Origin of the sequence: Brevundimonas sp. BR2-1 (assembly GCF_037626195.1) — a bacterium.
GTDB lineage: Bacteria > Pseudomonadota > Alphaproteobacteria > Caulobacterales > Caulobacteraceae > Brevundimonas.
This window is the reverse complement of sequence record NZ_JARKMV010000001.1, coordinates 844,136-859,492: the sequence shown is the minus strand read 5'-3', so window position 1 is coordinate 859,492 and position 15,357 is coordinate 844,136. Positions and strand designations below refer to the sequence as shown.

The window sequence follows — 15,357 nt, the reverse complement described above, 5'->3', positions numbered from 1 at the left end:
CACGTTGTATTGGCGGACGGCCTGATCAGCCGCTCCACCCGGAGAACAGACTGTATGAGCGCTCAAACCGAGACGCAGGAAACCGAAGCCCAGAGCGACGGTCCGCTGCTCGACCTCACCGACGCCGGGGTGAAGAAATTCATCAAGCAGGCCAAGGCGCGGGGCTATGTCACGATGGAGGACCTGAACAAGGTCCTGCCGTCCGAAGAGGTGACGCCCGACGCGATTGAGGACACGCTGGCCATGCTGTCGGAGATGGGCGTCAACGTTGTGGAGGCCGAGGAAGACGCGGCCGAGACCACGGAAAAAGAGGGCGGCGAGGTCGTCGAGCGCGCCGAGACCAACGTCGCCGAGACTCCGGCCAAGGCTGCCTATGACCGCACCGACGACCCGGTGCGCATGTATCTGCGCGAGATGGGCTCGGTCGAGCTGCTGAGCCGCGAGGGCGAGATCGCCATCGCCAAGCGCATCGAGGCCGGCCGCGACGCCATGATCTCGGGTCTGTGCGAGAGCGCCCTGACCTTCGAGGCCATCATGGTCTGGCGCGATGAACTGGCCAATAACCGCATCCTGCTGCGCGAAGTCATCGACCTGGACGCTACCTATGGCGTGCTGAACCCCTCGTCCCTGCCCCACAACCAGCCGCCCGCCGGCACGGTGGTCGAGCCCGCCGAACCGGAAGAGGGCGCGGAGCCCAAGCCGGAGACGGACGACGAGGAGGACGAGGACTTCGATGATGGCGGCGGGATGTCGATCTCGGCGCTGGAGGCGGAGCTGCGCGACGGCGTCATGGAGGTGCTGGACGCGGTGGCCGCGGACTTCGGCGCGTTCCGCAAGCTGCAGGACAGGCTGGTGGAAAGCCGACTGAAGGGCGAACAACTCTCGCCCAAGGACCAGAAGGCCTATGACACGCTGACGTCGACCATCTCGGGCCGGCTGAAGACGATGAAGCTGAACAACCACCGCATCGAGGCGCTGGTCGAGCAGCTGTACGCCATCAACAAGCGTCTGATGGGTCTGGAAGGCCGGCTGCTGCGCCTTGCCGACAGCTACGGCATCTCGCGTCCTGAATTCCTGAAGTCGTATTTCGGCTCGGAGCTGGATCCCGCCTGGGCCGACCGGGTCAAGGAGATGGGCGTGCGCTGGACCAAGTTCAGCGACAACGAACAGGCCCAGATCGCCCAGATCCGCGGCGACGTCGCGGCCGTGGCGACCGAGGCCGGCCTGCCGATCGACGACTACCGCCGCATTGTCCAGACGGTGCAGAAGGGCGAGCGCGAGGCGCGTCAGGCCAAGAAGGAAATGGTCGAGGCCAACCTGCGCCTCGTGATCTCCATCGCCAAGAAGTACACCAACCGCGGCCTGCAGTTCCTGGACCTCATTCAGGAAGGCAACATCGGCCTGATGAAGGCGGTCGACAAGTTCGAGTACCGCCGCGGCTACAAGTTCTCGACCTATGCGACCTGGTGGATTCGTCAGGCCATCACCCGCTCGATCGCCGACCAGGCGCGGACGATCCGCATCCCGGTGCACATGATCGAGACGATCAACAAGATCGTCCGCACCAGCCGCCAGATGCTGCACGAGATCGGCCGCGAACCGACCCCGGAAGAGCTGGCCGAAAAGCTGGCCATGCCACTGGAGAAGGTGCGCAAGGTCCTGAAGATCGCCAAGGAGCCGATCTCGCTCGAAACCCCGATCGGGGACGAGGAGGACTCCCATCTGGGCGACTTCATCGAGGACAAGAACGCCGTCCTGCCGATCGACGCCGCCATCCAGTCGAACCTGCGCGAGACCACGACCCGAGTGCTGGCGTCGCTGACGCCGCGCGAGGAACGCGTCCTGCGCATGCGCTTCGGCATCGGCATGAACACCGACCACACGCTGGAAGAGGTCGGCCAGCAGTTCTCGGTCACCCGCGAACGCATCCGTCAGATCGAGGCCAAGGCGCTACGCAAGCTGAAGCACCCGAGCCGGTCGCGAAAGCTGCGGTCCTTCCTGGACAGCTGATAAGGCAAGGGGCGGCTCGAAAGGGCCGCCCTTTTCTTTGGGGCTGCTCGTGATCTCGTGATTATCCGGCGGGTCAAATCAGCCTAGCGTTCGGCGGATGCGCCCCGCCTTTCGGACAATCCTTGTCAGCCTCCTGCTGGCGTCCTGCAGCCCCATGCTGCCAGAGCGGTCCGCCCCCGTCGGCTATCCGGCTGCGCCGTCGCGCACCGAGGCGCCCTTGGTCGGCGCGCTGATCGACCAGCCGGTCGGCGGCGGCACGCGGCTGGCGGTGATCCGGGAGAGCGCCGATCTGCAGCAATGCATGGCCCAGCTGACGGCCGCGCGCGTGACCTTCCGTCCCGTGCCGGACCGGTCGACCACGGAGACCTGCGGCCTTGCCGCAGGGGGCGTGCTGGGGCCGGACATGGGCACGACGGCGCGCATGGCGCCGGGCGATGTGGAGGTGACCTGCCGGACGGCCCTGGCCCTGAGCGTGTGGCGGCGGCAGTCGCTGGAGCCGGCGGCGCGCGAGATCCTGGGCTCGGACGTGGTCCAGATCGATCACATGGGCGCCTATGCCTGCCGCAACGTGAACAACGGCGGGGTCAGCGGCCGCGTGAGCGCCCATTCGCAGGCCGCGGCGCTGGATTTCGCCGGGGTTCGGCTGCGCGACGGACGGCGGATCACCGTGTCGGCGGGCTGGGCGGGGGACGAGGCCGAGGCGCGGTTCCTGCGCCGCATCCGCGACGACGCCTGCCGCATCTTCGGCACCACCCTGAGCCCCGACTACAACGCCGTCCATGCCGACCACCTGCATCTGGAAGCGACCGACACGCGGTTCTGCCGCTAGGCCGGCGGCGGCGGAAGTCACCTAGGCGGCCGGCTGGCTGCCCGCGTCCGCCTGCCACACCCGCACCCAGTCCACCTCCATCGTCTGCGGGAAGGCCGCGTCGTCTATCCCCTCCGCGCCGCCCCAGTCGCCGCCGACGGCGATGTTGAGGATCAGCTGGAAGGGCTGGTCGAAGGGCCAGGCGGCCTGGCCCGTGTGTTCGTTGTCGAAGCGGTAGTAGTCGACGTCGTCGAGGGCGAAGACCACCGCCTCGGGGGTCCAGCGGACCTGATAGCGGTGGAAGACGTCGCAGGCGTCGGGGACGGGGATCTCGGCGCCGCGCTGGGTTTTGGCGACGTGGTTGTAGGCGCCGGTGTGGACAGTGCCGTGGACGATCCCGGGGCGGTGGCCGACGTGTTCCATGATGTCGATCTCGCCGTCCTGGGGCCAGTCGTTGAGATCGACCGGCAGCATCCAGATGGCGGGCCATGAGCCGCGGCCGCACGGGAGTTTCGCGCGGACCTCGAACCAGCCGTACGTCCAGCCGGGCCCGCGGCTGACCATACGGGCCGAGGTGTAGTCCTGGCCGCCGTGGTCGGGGAAGCGGGCCGGGGCGAGGCGCTCGCGGCGGGCCTGAAGGATCAGGCGGCCATTCTCGACACGGGCGTTCTCCGGGCGGGCGTCGGAATAGTACTGGGCTTCGTTATTGTACCAGCCGCTGCGGTTGGCGTGGGTGTCGAAGGTCCAGCGGGCGGGGTCGGGCAGGCCTTCGGCCTCGAACTCGTCGGCCCAGACGAGGCGGTAGCCGTCGGGGGCGGCCGGGACAGGGGCCATCTGGGCGAAGGCTGCGGCCGGCGCGCTCACGGCGATGGCGAGGGCGAGGGCGAGGGGGGCGAAACGCATGGAACATCCTCCGCACGCCGGGCAGGCGCGGACGGCACGATAGCGGAAGCGCGCAGGGGCGCGAAGGCTTCGGGCCGCCTGCGCCAACCCCCGTTCGGCGAATGGACTCGCGGGCCGGGGCGGGTCATCCTCGCGTTAACCATTCGGGAGGCCGCCATGATCCGTCTCGCGCATCTGAAACGCCGCATGGGACAGTATGCGGCCCTGTGGGTCGGAGGGTTCCTGCTCAGCGGAGCGGCGATCCTGTGCGGGCTGTGGTTCGCGGACCTGATGACGGCCGTGGACATGGTGCTGCCGGTGCTGATGGCGGCCGTGGGGCTGGGGCTGGGGGCGGGGGTCGTCGCGAGCCTGCTGTCAGGAGAGACGCCGGGGACCAAGCTCGTCGTGCTGTTGCTGGCCTTGCTGCTGGCCCTGCCGCTGTTGTGGGCGCCGGTGTCCGCGGCGGTGGCGATCGCCTTCTTCGCCGACCGGTCGATCGAATATTCGCAGGCCTATGCGGCCTTCCAGATCGGGGTGTCGCGGGTGCTGTTCCCGATCAGCGAGACGATCGGCGACGGGGATCTGTTCGGCTGGATGTGGACGGCCTTCCAGTGGGTGTCGAGCCTCGTGGGGTTCGTCTCGGCCCTGGCCAATGTGTGGCCGCTGATCCGCCGGCTGCTGGGGCCGGAGCGGGCGGCGGAAGTCTGATCAGGCCAGGATGTCGAGCAGGCTGCCGTACATGTCGTCGGCGGTTTTCAGCACCGAGCCATTGGCCTTGAAGGCGACCTCGGCGGTCAGGCGTTCCACGGTCTCGCCGGCCAAGTTTTCGAGCGGGGCGCGGGCCGTGCGCACGGCGCTGGCCTCGAAGCGGGCGGAGGCATCCGCGATGCCGGCGGCGGCGACGGCGAAGGCCTGCATGGGACGGCTCCGGAGAAGACGGGCGACTATCGCGGCCGCGGCGTTACGCGATCGCTGACAGGGATGGTGAACGCGCCGGCTTGACCGTGGCGCGGCGGGGGGAGAGGCTGCGCCCATGACCAGCCAGCCCGCGCCCGGCGAACGCTATCAGTCGTTCTCGGCCTTCTATCCCTACTATATCCACGAGCACTCCAACCGGACGTGCCGGCGCATTCATGTGGTCGGGACGGCGCTGGTGATCGTGGCCTTCGTGCTGGGGCTGACGGTCAGCGCCTGGTGGTTCCTGGCCATGCCGCTGGTGGGGTACGGCTTCGCCTGGGCGGGGCATTTCTTCTTCGAGAAGAACAGGCCGGCGACGTTCAAATATCCGCTGTGGAGCCTGATGGGCGACTGGCGGATGTTCTTCGAGACGGTCAGCGGGAAGCGGCGTTTCTAGCGGTTCGCCGGATCCTGGAAGGTGAACAGGCTGACGGCCAGGACGGCGACGGCGTCACGGTCCGGCGAGCCCTGCGGCGGCAGGTAGAAGGTCGGGCGCATGCCGTTCAGGTCCAGGCCGCCGACCTCGACCCCGTCGCGGCTGATGACATAGCCCATGACCCGGCCGCCGCCGAAGGGCAGGCCGCCGATGCGTTTCGTCTCGGCCTTCAGGGTCATGTCGCCCCAGGTCAGTTCGCCGGCGCGCTGCGGCTGCTGCAGCCGGCCCAGCAGGCTGCCGCGGGAAAGGGCCAGGCTGAGCCGGGCGTTGGCCGGGGCCGAACCGCCGTAGACGCAGTCGTAGCTGAGAGTGTCGCGGTCGAAGGTGATCCAGAGGATGCGGGTGTGGCTCTGGCCGCCGCCGCAGTCGCCGGTGACCTCGGCCATGGTGGGGGAGGCGACGCTGAACTCGGAGCGAGCCATGTCGCGCGATTGCCACGGAAGGCGGGTGCTGGAACTGCGCGAGGTGGCGGAGCCGGTGTATTCGCCGACGGCGAAGCCGGGGCGGAACAGGCTGGGGCCGCGGCGTCCCTCAAGGCCGATACGCTCGGTGCGCTCGGTCATGGGCGCGGGGCGGGACTGGGCGGCGGTCTGCCCGACTGCCAGCGTCAGACTGAAAAGCGCGAGCGCCGTAGCTGCGAACATCCTCACGATCAGCTCCCCCGGATGAGGGTCCGATCCTATGGTTAATCTCGCAGAACGGCAATCTGCGGAACGCAGGGCGCCGATGGAGGGATCGGTTTAGTTCGACCCGGCGCTGGTCGAGGCCGAGGCCATCAGCGTGGCCTGGCTGGGCTGGCGGTCCCACGACGGGGGGCAGCCGTCAAAGCGGCCGGCGTTGACGATGGTCAGGCGGCGCTGGTTCAGCGGCATGACCGGACGCATCGAGCCGCGGCCGTGGCCGGTGTAGAGGTCGATCTTCTGGCCCTTGATCGCGCCGCCGGTGTCCGAGGCGTACCAGTAGCCGTCGTGGATCGTGCCGTCGGCCATCCGCATGCCAACCGTCTCGCGGATGAACAGGCGGGTGCGCCGCGGGATATAGCGGGGATCGGTGGCGACGGTGCGCATGGCGATCGGGCGGCAACCCAGGCTGTCGTTGCCCGTCGCTCCGCCGCCGCCTGCGTGATAGAGGTTTGCGCGGGCGCTCCAGTCGGCGTCCCCGGCCATCAGGGCCTGCTGTTCAGCACTCAGAACACGTTCGCCGCTGTCGGAACCTTCATCCGTCGAGGCGGTTGATACGGCGACCGGGTCAGCTGCGACCACAGACTCGTAGGATACCGGCTCTCCGCCTTGGGCGGGGAAGGCCATCGCCCAGAAAAGGGCGAGCGCAGCGGCTGTGCCGAGCATCAGACAGACTCACGGAAGCGTCGGCCCCGAACGCGTCCGACGGCGGGCTTTTCGTTTCCAAATGTGGCGAAAACCAGACATTCATGCTGCGCTGCGACATCGCGTCCGGTTCTTCAGTGGATAAGTGGGCCTTGTGATGGTTAAGCCGAATCTCGTTTGGCGAAATTGGACAAACCGGTAAGCTGTATTCGAAAGCAACAAAAACTATGCTGGGGTCGGATGCTTACTGTCTATGGCGATAATCGTTCAGGCAACTGTTTGAAGGTCAAGTGGTTGCTGGACCGGCTGGGCCGTGATTATCGGTGGATCGAAACCGACGTCATGTCCGGTGTGACGCGCAGCCCGGAGTTCCTGGCCCTGAATCCCGCCGGACAGACGCCGACCGTGGTGCTGGACGACGGTCGGGTGTTGGCCCAGTCCAACGCCCTTCTTCTGTATTTCGGGGAGGGCACGCCGTTTATCCCCGGCGATCGCTACGACCGCGCCCGGATGCTGGAATGGCTGTTCTGGGAACAGTACAGCCACGAACCTTGTATCGCGGTTGTCCGTTTCCAGCGCGCCCTGGCCGGCAAGCGGGCCGACGAGATCGAGCCCCGGCTGATCGAGCGCGGGCATGCGGCGCTGGCGCGGATGGAGGCGGCGCTGGCCGGATCCGACTGGCTGGCGGGAGACGGCCCGACCCTGGCCGACCTGGCCCTGGTCGCCTACACCCGCGTCGCGCCCGAGGGAGGTTTCGACCTCGCCGCCTATCCCGCCGTGCGGCGCTGGATCGGGCGTGTGGAGACGGCGTTCGCGATAAGCTAGACGGGAGCCGAGCCGACCGGAGCCTTCATGCGCGACCATTCCTGCCAGCCGCTGACCGGCTATGACCCGATTGACGACCGCGAGGGGCTGGCCCGCGCCGCGGCCTTTCGCGCGCTGATGGCGGGCCGGCGGACGGTGCGCGAATTCTCGGACCGGCCAGTCCCGCGGGCCATCGTCGAACAGGCCCTTCTGACTGCGGGCTCCGCTCCGTCGGGCGCCAACCACCAGCCGTGGTTCTTCAGCGTCATCGAAAGCGCCGACGCCCGGGCGCGTATCCGCGCCGCCGCCGAGGCCGAAGAGCGGGAATTCTATGCGACCAAGGCGCCGCAGGAGTGGCTGGACGCCCTGGCGCCGCTCGGGACCGATCCGGAGAAGGGCTTTCTGGAGGTCGCGCCGGTCCTGATCGCCATCTTCGGTCAGAAGCGAGGCGGACCAAACCCGGGCGACGATCGCAAGAATTACTACGTCCCTGAAAGCGTGGGCATCGCCACCGGCCTGCTGATCGCGGCCTTGCATTCGGCGGGGCTGGCGACCCTGACCCACACGCCGGCGCCGATGAGCTTTCTGGTTGATATCTGCGGGCGCCCGGCGGGAGAGAAGCCCTTCCTGCTGCTGGTCGCCGGACATCCGGCGGCCGGGGCGACAGTCCCGACGGCGGCGCTGAACAAGAAGCCTCTGGACGCCATAGCCGCGTGGATTTAACCCCGACCCGTCCCTTCCATCGGATTGCCATGATGAAGCGTATCGCCGCCGCCCTCGCCGCCCTGACGTTGGGGGCCGCCGTCGCCGCCGCGCCGGCCGTCGTTTCCGCCTGGGGCAATACGGGCCACCGGCTGATCGGGGTCGCCGCGGTGCGGGGTCTGCCTGACGAGATGCCCGCCTTCCTGCGCACGCCCGGCGCCTCGGCCGAGGTCGGCGAACTGTCGCGTGAGCCGGACCGCACCAAGGGCGCCGGCCAGCCGCACGACCGCGAACGCGACACCGCCCATTTCGTGGACATGGACGACGCCGGCCGGATCATCAACGCGGGCGGGCCTTCCATCGACGCCCTGCCGCGCCTGAAATCGGAGTATGACGCCGCCCTGATCGCCGCGGGTCTGGACGTCGACGACGCCGGCTATCTGCCCTACGCCATCATGGACGGTTATCAGCAGCTGGCGCGCGACTTCGCCACCTGGCGGGTGCTGAACGCCGCCGAGCGGCGCGAGACCGATCCCGGCAAGCGGGCGTGGTACCGCGAGGACCGGCAGCGCCGCGAGGCCCTGATCCTGCGCGACATGGGCTATCTGGGCCATTATGTCGGCGACGGCTCGCAGCCGCATCACACGACGGTCCACTACAACGGCTGGTCGAGGGATGTCCCGAACCCGGATGGCTTCACGACCTCGCGCCAGACCCACGGCGCCTTCGAGGGGGCCTTCACCGCCCGGGCCGCCCGGCTTGACGCCGTCGAGGCGGCCATGGCCGCGCCGGCGCTGGACGGGTTCGACCTGCGGGCGCGGGTCCCGGCCTATCTGAAGATGACGCTGGCCGAGGTGCGGCCCTTCTATGTGCTGGAGAAGGCTGGCGGCTTCGGCGAAGGCGATGCGCGCGGCGCGGCCTTCGTGATGGCGCGGCTGGCGGCGGGGGCGTCAGAGTTGCGCGACCTGTATGTGCTGGCCTGGCGGGACTCGGCCGACGATTCGATCGGCTGGCCCGCGGTCAAGGTGGCCGAGGTCGAGGCCGGGACCGCCGATCCGTGGCTGGCGATGTACGGGGAAGACTGATTGGCCGATCCCGCCGAAGCCCTGATGGCCATTGCTTCGCGCCTGCGCGCGGCGGGGCGGGCCGGGGAGGCGGCGACGGCCTATCGCCAGCTGCTGGCGCTGCGGCCCGATCTGCCGGACAGCTGGTTCAACCTGGCCCTGATGGAGCGTCAGTCGGGGCGGTTCGAGGCCTCCCTGGCGGCCTATGCCGAAGCCTTGCGGCGTGGGGTGTCAGGGCCGGAAGAGGCATGGCTGAACCGCGGCGTCATCCATGCGGACGATCTGGGACGGCACGATCTGGCGCTGAAGGATCTGGAAGCGGCCCTGGCGGTCCGGCCCGACTATCTGCCCGCCCTGCTGAATCTGGGGAACCTGCACGAGGACCTGGGACAGCGGGACGCGGCGCGCGAGGCCTATGCGCGCGCCCTGACCGTCGCTCCCGACCATCCGGTGGCGCTGGCGCGGTCGGCGGGACTGGCGCGCCCGGACGGACCGGACGATCCGGTGATCCGGAGCCTGCGCTCGGCGCTCGCCCGGCCGGACCTGCATCCGGACGACCGGGCCGAGCTGGGGTTCGCCCTGGGCAGGGTTCTGGATCAGGTCGAGGCGTACGATGCTGCCTTCGCCGCCTATGCCGAGGCCAACGCCGCCAGCCGGGCCGGGGACCCCACGGTCGTTTACGACCGGCCGGCGCATGAGCGGTTCGTCGACCGGCTGATCGCGGCCTTCCCGGAGCCCATGGCCCCGGCTCCGTCGACGGGCAAGGCGCCGGTCTTCATCTGCGGCATGTTCCGTTCGGGCTCGACTTTGGCGGAGCAGATTCTGGCGGGCCACGGCCGGGTTACGGCGGGGGGAGAGCTGGGGCTGGTCCCGGCGCTGGCGCGGACGCTGGAGCCGTATCCCGAAGGCGCAAGCCCGGAGGCGATCGCCCGTCTGCGGGGGCTGTATCTGAATGGCCTGAACGCCGCCCGGCCCGGCGCCGATTTGATCACCGACAAGCGACCAGACAATTTTCTGCACATCGGCCTGATCAAGGCGATGTTCCCCGATGCGCGCATCGTTCACACGGTGCGCGACCCGCTGGATACGATCCTGTCCAACTGGTTCCTGCATCTGGACCGGTCGATGGCGCATGCGCTGGATCTGGACGATCTGGTCCACTGGTACGGCCAATACCGGCGCCTGATGGCGCACTGGAAGCGGCTGTATCCCGATATTCTCGACCTCAACTACGACGCCATGGTCGTCGAGCCGCGCCCCGCGATCGAGGGGCTGCTGGCCTACCTCGGGCTGGAGTGGGAGGAGGGGGTGCTGGACTTCCATCGCAACGAGACCGGCGTGCGCACGGCCAGCGTCTGGCAGGTGCGCGAGCCGCTGTATCGCCGGGCGTCGGGGCGGTGGCGCAACTATGCGCGGCATCTGGAGGGGGTTCGGGCGGCGCTGGGCCTTCCGTCGGACGGGGCCGAGGGGTAGGGGACGGCCATGTCCGAACCCACGCCCCCCGTCGTCATCCTCGACAAGCCCCAGATGGCCGAGAATATCGGCGCCGTGGCGCGGGTGATGGCCAATTTCGGCCTGTCGGAACTGCGGCTCGTCGCGCCGCGCGACGGCTGGCCGCAGGAGCGGGCCTGGGCCACGGCCTCGGGCGCCGACTGGGTGCTGGAGGGGGTGAAGGTCTTCGGCAGCGTCGCCGATGCCGTCGCCGATCTGAACACCGTCCATGCCGCCACGGCCCGGCCGCGCGAGACGCGGATGGCCGTGCGCACGCCCCGCGAGACGGCGCGCATCCTGTTCGACGACCGCGCTTCGGGGCTGAACGTCGGCCTGCTGTTCGGCGGCGAGCGGGCGGGGCTGGAGACATCCGACATCGCCCTGACCCAGGGCATCGTCACCATACCGATCGATCCGCGGCACCATTCGCTGAACCTGGCCCAGGCGGTGGCGATCAACGCCTATGAGTGGCGCACGACGGTGCTGGACGCCCCGCCGGCGCGGTTCCGCGAGGGCGATCCGCCCGCGTCGGGCGCGCTGATGCTTGGGATGTACGAGCATCTGGAACGGGAGCTGGACGAGGGCGGCTTCTTCCATCCGCCGGAGAAGCGGCCATCGATGGTTCAGAACCTCCGTGTGATGCTGGGACGATCGGCCTTCAGCGAACAGGAGGTGGCCACGTTCCGGGGGGTGATCACAGCGCTGTCGAAGGGGCGGGGCCGGGTGCTGGCCAAGCTGGCGGCGAAGAAGGCCGGGGGCGAGGGCTAGCCGGCCATCAGATTGTGAACGAACGCCGGGACCATCTGTGTGGCCGGGCCATAGACGCCCTCGTCGAACAGGCGGCGGCCCGACGTGGGCGCGAGGTTGATCTCGACGGTGCGGGCCCCGGCGAGGCGGGCCTGCTGGACGAAGCCGGCGGCGGGGTAGACCTCGCCCGAGGTGCCGATAGCGACGAACAGGTCGCAGGCGGCAATTGCCGCATTGATCCGCTCCATGTGCAGCGGCATCTCCCCGAACCAGACGATGTGGGGGCGCAACCGGCCGGAGGGATGATGCGGCGACGGCTCCTGCGGCGCCAGATCGCCGGGCCAGTCGCAGACCCGGCCCGTGCGGGTGCAGTGGGCCTTGAGCAGTTCGCCGTGCATGTGGACCAGTTCGAAACCGGCGGCTGGCGGCGTCTCCGCATGGGCGCGGTCATGCAGGTCGTCGACGTTCTGGGTGACCAGCAGGAAGTCGCCCTCCCAGCGCGCCGCCAGATCGGCCAAGGCATGGTGGGCGGCGTTGGGCCGGACCTCGGCCAGCTGCCGGCGGCGGCGATTGTAGAAATCCTGCACCAGAGCCGGGTCGCGGGCGAAGGCTTCGGGGGTCGCGACGTCCTCGATGCGGTGACCCATCCACAGGCCGTCGTCGGCGCGGAAGGTCGGCACGCCGGACTCGGCGGAAATGCCGGCGCCGGTCAGGATGACGAGGTTGCGGGCTGTCACTCAGGCCGCCAGGATCAGGCGCATGAAGAGGGTGCCTTCGACGGGCGTGTCGTAATAGGGCGGGATCACCTCGAACCCGGCCTGACGGTACAGGCCCTGCGCCGCGGCCATGGTCGGCAGGGTGTCGAGGCGCATCTCGGAATAGCCGATCCGGCGTGCCTCGTCGGTAACGGCGTTCATCAGGGCGCGGCCGAGGCCCAGCCCACGACCGGTCTGGGTGACGAAGAGGCGCTTCATCTCGCAGACGCCGGGTGCGTTCAGCGGCCGCAGACCGACGCAGCCAATCGCCTCGGCGCCGTCATTGCGGGCCAGCAGGAGGGCGCCTTCCGGAGCGGCGTATTTCCCTGGCAAGCCGGCCAGTTCGCCGGCGAAGTCCTGATAGCCGAGGTCGACCTCCAGGGAGGCGGCATAGGCGCCGAACAGGCGAGCGATCTCCGCAAGGTCGTCAGGACAGGCGACGGGTCTGATTTCGAACGCGGGCGGCATGCGTCCGATATGGCGTCCAGCGAAGGTCGCGACAATCCGGGACTTGAACCGGAGCCTTCACGGTGCGACCCCTCCGCCTGAAAAACTGGAGCCCCTACCATGAAGACCCGCGCCGCCGTCGCCTTCGAGGCCAAACGTCCGCTGGAGATCGTGGAGGTCGATCTGGAAGGGCCGCGCTTCGGCGAGGTGCTGATCGAGATCAAGGCGACGGGCATCTGCCACACCGACGCCTATACGCTGGACGGGCTCGACAGCGAGGGCATCTTCCCCTCCATCCTGGGCCATGAGGGCGCGGGCGTGGTGGTCGAGGTGGGGCCGGGCGTGACCTCGGTCGCGGTCGGGGACCATGTGATCCCGCTGTACACGCCGGAATGCCGGCAATGTAAAAGCTGTCTCAGCCGCAAGACGAACCTGTGCACGGCCATCCGCGCGACCCAGGGCAAGGGCGTCATGCCCGACGGGACGTCGCGCTTCTCCTACAAGGGACAGGCGATCGCCCACTATATGGGCTGCTCCACCTTCTCGAATTACACGGTGCTGCCCGAGATCGCGGTGGCGAAAATCCGCAAGGACGCGCCGTTCGCATCCGCCTGCTACGTCGGCTGCGGCGTGACCACGGGCGTGGGAGCGGTCGTCAATACGGCCAGGGTGGAGCCGGGCGCCAACTGCGTCGTCTTCGGCCTGGGCGGCATCGGGCTGAACGTCATCCAGGGGCTGAAGATGGTGGGGGCCGACATGATCGTCGGCGTGGACATCAATGACACGAAGGAGGAGTGGGGCCGCCGGTTCGGCATGACCCATTTCGTCAATCCGAAGAATGTGCCCGACGTGGTGGCGCATCTGGTCGAGATGACCGGGGGCGGGGCGGACTACACTTTCGACTGCACGGGCAACACCACCGTGATGCGACAGGCGCTGGAGGCCTGCCATCGCGGCTGGGGCGAGAGCATCGTCATCGGCGTGGCCGAGGCGGGCAAGGAGATTTCGACCCGGCCGTTCCAGCTGGTCACGGGCCGGGTGTGGCGCGGCTCGGCCTTCGGCGGGGCGAGGGGGCGGACGGATACTCCGAAGATCGTCGACTGGTACATGGACGGCAAGATCGAGATCGATCCGATGATCACCCATACGCTGCCGCTGGAACGGATCAACGAGGCCTTTGACCTGATGCACGCGGGGGAAAGCATCCGCAGCGTGGTGGTGTTCTAGGAGAGGGCAATGGGCAAATGGTACGCGCGGCCGGTCCTGTTCGTGGCCGATGTGCAGCGGACGGTCGACTTCTATGTCGGCAAACTCGGGTTCAGCGAAAAATGGCGCTTCGCCGATGAGGTGGCCCAGGTGGACCGGGACGAGTGCGAAATCATCGTCAGCAGTCAGCGGCCGCCGAAAACCGGCATGGGGATGCTCTTCATCGAACTGACCGCCGAGGACTTCAAGGTGCTGCCGGAGACTCTGACCAGCCGGGGCGTGGTGTTCACGCGCGGGCACTGGGGTTACCCCGTGGTGATCGTCGACGACCCGGACGGCAACCAGCTGTACTTCCCCGATCCTGAAAGCCCGGCAGGCTGAGGGCTTGCCACACCTCGTCAGTTCGTTAAAGAAACGGACTTGGGATATTCACGGGCAGGGAGGCCGCATGTTCACCCACATCACCCTCGGCGCGAACGACGTCGAGGCGTCGCGCCGGTTCTATGACGCAGCCTTGGGCGCACTGGGACTGGAGCCCGCCAGCGGCCCGGACCCGAAGGGACGCTACTGGTGGCGCACCGATCGCGGCGCGTTCGCCGTCGGCAAGCCGATAGACGGCGAGCCCGCCTGCCACGCTAACGGCGGCACCATCGGCTTCGCCGCAAAGACGACGGAGATGGTCCATGCTTTCCACGACGCGGGCGTGGCGGCGGGCGGCCGTTCGATCGAGGATCCGCCCGGCGAGCGGAACGGCGCGTTCGGCAAGCTGTACCTGGCCTATCTGCGCGATCCGGACGGCAACAAGGTCTGCGCCCTGCACCGGATGGCGTAGGCCCCCGCGCCGCGCGATGATATGCGGGCGGCATGGAAATCCTGAAGACCCATGCCGTCCACGGCGGAACGCTGCGCTACCTGAAGCACGACAGCGCGGCCACCGGCACGCCCATGACGCTGTCGGTGTTCGTTCCGCCGGGCGAGGGGCCGTTCCCGGTGCTGATCTGGCTGTCGGGCCTGACCTGCACCGAGGACAATTTCACCACCAAGGCCGGAGCCTACGCGGCCGCGGCCGAGCATGGCGTGATCATCGTCGCCCCCGACACCTCGCCGCGCGGGGAAGGCGTGGCGGACGACCCGGCTTACGATCTGGGGCAGGGGGCGGGCTTCTATGTCGATGCGACCCGGGCGCCCTGGGCCCCTCATTTCCGGATGGAGACCTATGTCGTCGAGGAACTGATCGGTCTGATCGAGACGAATTTCCCGACCACGGGCGCGCGGTCGTTGTCAGGCCATTCGATGGGCGGGCACGGGGCGCTTACCCTGGCGCTGCGTCATCCGCACCTTTTCCGCTCGGTGTCGGCCTTCGCGCCGATCTCGTCGCCGACGCGTTGCCCGTGGGGCGAGAAGGCGTTCACGGCCTATCTGGGTCCGGAGCGCGGGGCGTGGAACGCCCACGATGCGGCCCGGCTGATCGAGGGCGGGGTGGGAGGGGGTTGCTACGACGACATCCTGATCGACCAGGGCGACGCCGATCCGTTTCTGACCGAACAGCTGAAGCCCGACCTGCTGGTTCAGGCCGGGCAGGCGGCGGGACAGAAGATCACCCTGCGGATGCAGCCGGGATACGATCACTCGTACTTCTTTATGGCCAGTTTCATCGGCGACCATCTGGCCTTCCACGCGGCGCGGCTGAAGGGGTAGGATGGGGCTTCGAACCGGAGGGGTT

Annotated in this window: 19 protein-coding genes; 13 read left to right on the top strand and 6 right to left on the bottom strand. The window is 68.5% G+C overall.

Annotation, left to right across the window (positions count from 1 at the left end; all coding sequences use genetic code 11):
* Window positions 1–54: 54 nt before the first annotated feature.
* Together rpoD and BrevBR_RS04400 are read left to right on the top strand one after the other, a co-directional pair.
* Window positions 55–2,010 (top strand): RNA polymerase sigma factor RpoD, encoded by a 1,956-nt coding sequence (gene rpoD / locus BrevBR_RS04405; protein WP_332641057.1) that lies wholly within the window; start codon window positions 55–57, stop codon window positions 2,008–2,010.
* A 97-nt stretch (window positions 2,011–2,107) separates the two neighbouring features.
* Window positions 2,108–2,839 carry an extensin-like domain-containing protein gene (locus BrevBR_RS04400; protein WP_340000060.1) on the top strand — a complete coding sequence of 244 codons (732 nt, stop codon included), beginning with the start codon at window positions 2,108–2,110 and terminating at the stop codon, window positions 2,837–2,839.
* A 21-nt stretch (window positions 2,840–2,860) separates the two neighbouring features.
* Here BrevBR_RS04400 and BrevBR_RS04395 read toward each other — a convergent pair whose 3' ends face one another.
* A complete protein-coding gene (locus tag BrevBR_RS04395; protein WP_340000059.1) occupies window positions 2,861–3,721 on the bottom strand; it encodes a glycoside hydrolase family 16 protein in 861 nt (286 codons plus the stop codon).
* Window positions 3,722–3,877: 156 nt separating this feature from the next.
* Between BrevBR_RS04395 and BrevBR_RS04390 the strand changes: the two genes are divergently transcribed.
* Window positions 3,878–4,408 carry a hypothetical protein gene (locus tag BrevBR_RS04390; RefSeq protein ID WP_340000058.1) on the top strand — a complete coding sequence of 177 codons (531 nt, stop codon included), beginning with the start codon at window positions 3,878–3,880 and terminating at the stop codon, window positions 4,406–4,408.
* Here BrevBR_RS04390 and BrevBR_RS04385 read toward each other — a convergent pair whose 3' ends face one another.
* Entirely contained in the window at window positions 4,409–4,618 is a 210-nt protein-coding gene (locus tag BrevBR_RS04385; RefSeq protein WP_340000057.1) for a flagellar hook protein FlgE, read from the bottom strand.
* A gap of 115 nt (window positions 4,619–4,733) precedes the next feature.
* On the opposite strand from BrevBR_RS04385, the gene BrevBR_RS04380 reads away from it, so the two are divergent.
* Window positions 4,734–5,054, top strand: coding sequence for an Mpo1-like protein (locus BrevBR_RS04380; RefSeq protein ID WP_332641062.1), 321 nt, complete (start codon window positions 4,734–4,736; stop codon window positions 5,052–5,054).
* On the opposite strand, the gene BrevBR_RS04375 is transcribed toward BrevBR_RS04380, so the two are convergent.
* On the bottom strand, window positions 5,051–5,743 hold the full coding sequence (locus BrevBR_RS04375) for a hypothetical protein (protein ID WP_332641063.1): 693 nt from the start codon (window positions 5,741–5,743) through the stop codon (window positions 5,051–5,053). The two genes, BrevBR_RS04380 and BrevBR_RS04375, sit on opposite strands and share 4 nt — an antisense overlap.
* Before the next feature lie 90 nt (window positions 5,744–5,833).
* Complete coding sequence (locus BrevBR_RS04370; protein ID WP_332641064.1) at window positions 5,834–6,439, bottom strand: 3D domain-containing protein; 606 nt, start codon at window positions 6,437–6,439, stop codon at window positions 5,834–5,836.
* Window positions 6,440–6,658: 219 nt separating this feature from the next.
* On the opposite strand from BrevBR_RS04370, the gene BrevBR_RS04365 reads away from it, so the two are divergent.
* Genes BrevBR_RS04365 through BrevBR_RS04345 form a run of 5 tightly spaced genes read left to right on the top strand, consistent with a single transcriptional unit; the run spans window position 6,659 to window position 11,247 of the window.
* A complete protein-coding gene (locus tag BrevBR_RS04365; protein ID WP_340000056.1) occupies window positions 6,659–7,243 on the top strand; it encodes a glutathione S-transferase family protein in 585 nt (194 codons plus the stop codon).
* 27 nt (window positions 7,244–7,270) lie between these two features.
* Window positions 7,271–7,945 (top strand): nitroreductase family protein, encoded by a 675-nt coding sequence (locus tag BrevBR_RS04360; RefSeq protein ID WP_340000055.1) that lies wholly within the window; start codon window positions 7,271–7,273, stop codon window positions 7,943–7,945.
* 32 nt (window positions 7,946–7,977) lie between these two features.
* A complete protein-coding gene (locus BrevBR_RS04355; RefSeq protein WP_340000054.1) occupies window positions 7,978–9,009 on the top strand; it encodes a S1/P1 Nuclease in 1,032 nt (343 codons plus the stop codon).
* A complete protein-coding gene (locus BrevBR_RS04350; RefSeq protein WP_340000053.1) occupies window positions 9,010–10,461 on the top strand; it encodes a sulfotransferase family protein in 1,452 nt (483 codons plus the stop codon).
* Window positions 10,462–10,470: 9 nt separating this feature from the next.
* Complete coding sequence (locus BrevBR_RS04345) at window positions 10,471–11,247, top strand: RNA methyltransferase (protein ID WP_332641069.1); 777 nt, start codon at window positions 10,471–10,473, stop codon at window positions 11,245–11,247.
* On the opposite strand, the gene cobB is transcribed toward BrevBR_RS04345, so the two are convergent.
* Entirely contained in the window at window positions 11,244–11,963 is a 720-nt protein-coding gene (gene cobB / locus BrevBR_RS04340) for a Sir2 family NAD+-dependent deacetylase (RefSeq protein ID WP_340000052.1), read from the bottom strand. The genes BrevBR_RS04345 and cobB overlap by 4 nt on opposite strands.
* A complete protein-coding gene (locus BrevBR_RS04335; RefSeq protein WP_340000051.1) occupies window positions 11,964–12,449 on the bottom strand; it encodes a GNAT family N-acetyltransferase in 486 nt (161 codons plus the stop codon).
* 99 nt (window positions 12,450–12,548) lie between these two features.
* On the opposite strand from BrevBR_RS04335, the gene BrevBR_RS04330 reads away from it, so the two are divergent.
* The 4 genes from BrevBR_RS04330 (at window position 12,549) to fghA (ending at window position 15,332) form a co-directional block, all read left to right on the top strand.
* Window positions 12,549–13,655, top strand: coding sequence for an S-(hydroxymethyl)glutathione dehydrogenase/class III alcohol dehydrogenase (locus BrevBR_RS04330; protein WP_340000050.1), 1,107 nt, complete (start codon window positions 12,549–12,551; stop codon window positions 13,653–13,655).
* Window positions 13,656–13,664: 9 nt separating this feature from the next.
* A complete protein-coding gene (locus BrevBR_RS04325) occupies window positions 13,665–14,015 on the top strand; it encodes a VOC family protein (RefSeq protein WP_340000049.1) in 351 nt (116 codons plus the stop codon).
* A gap of 67 nt (window positions 14,016–14,082) precedes the next feature.
* Window positions 14,083–14,466 (top strand): VOC family protein, encoded by a 384-nt coding sequence (locus tag BrevBR_RS04320; RefSeq protein ID WP_340000048.1) that lies wholly within the window; start codon window positions 14,083–14,085, stop codon window positions 14,464–14,466.
* Between the two features lie 32 nt (window positions 14,467–14,498).
* Complete coding sequence (fghA, locus tag BrevBR_RS04315) at window positions 14,499–15,332, top strand: S-formylglutathione hydrolase (RefSeq protein WP_340000047.1); 834 nt, start codon at window positions 14,499–14,501, stop codon at window positions 15,330–15,332.
* The last annotated feature ends 25 nt before the right edge of the window (window positions 15,333–15,357 follow it).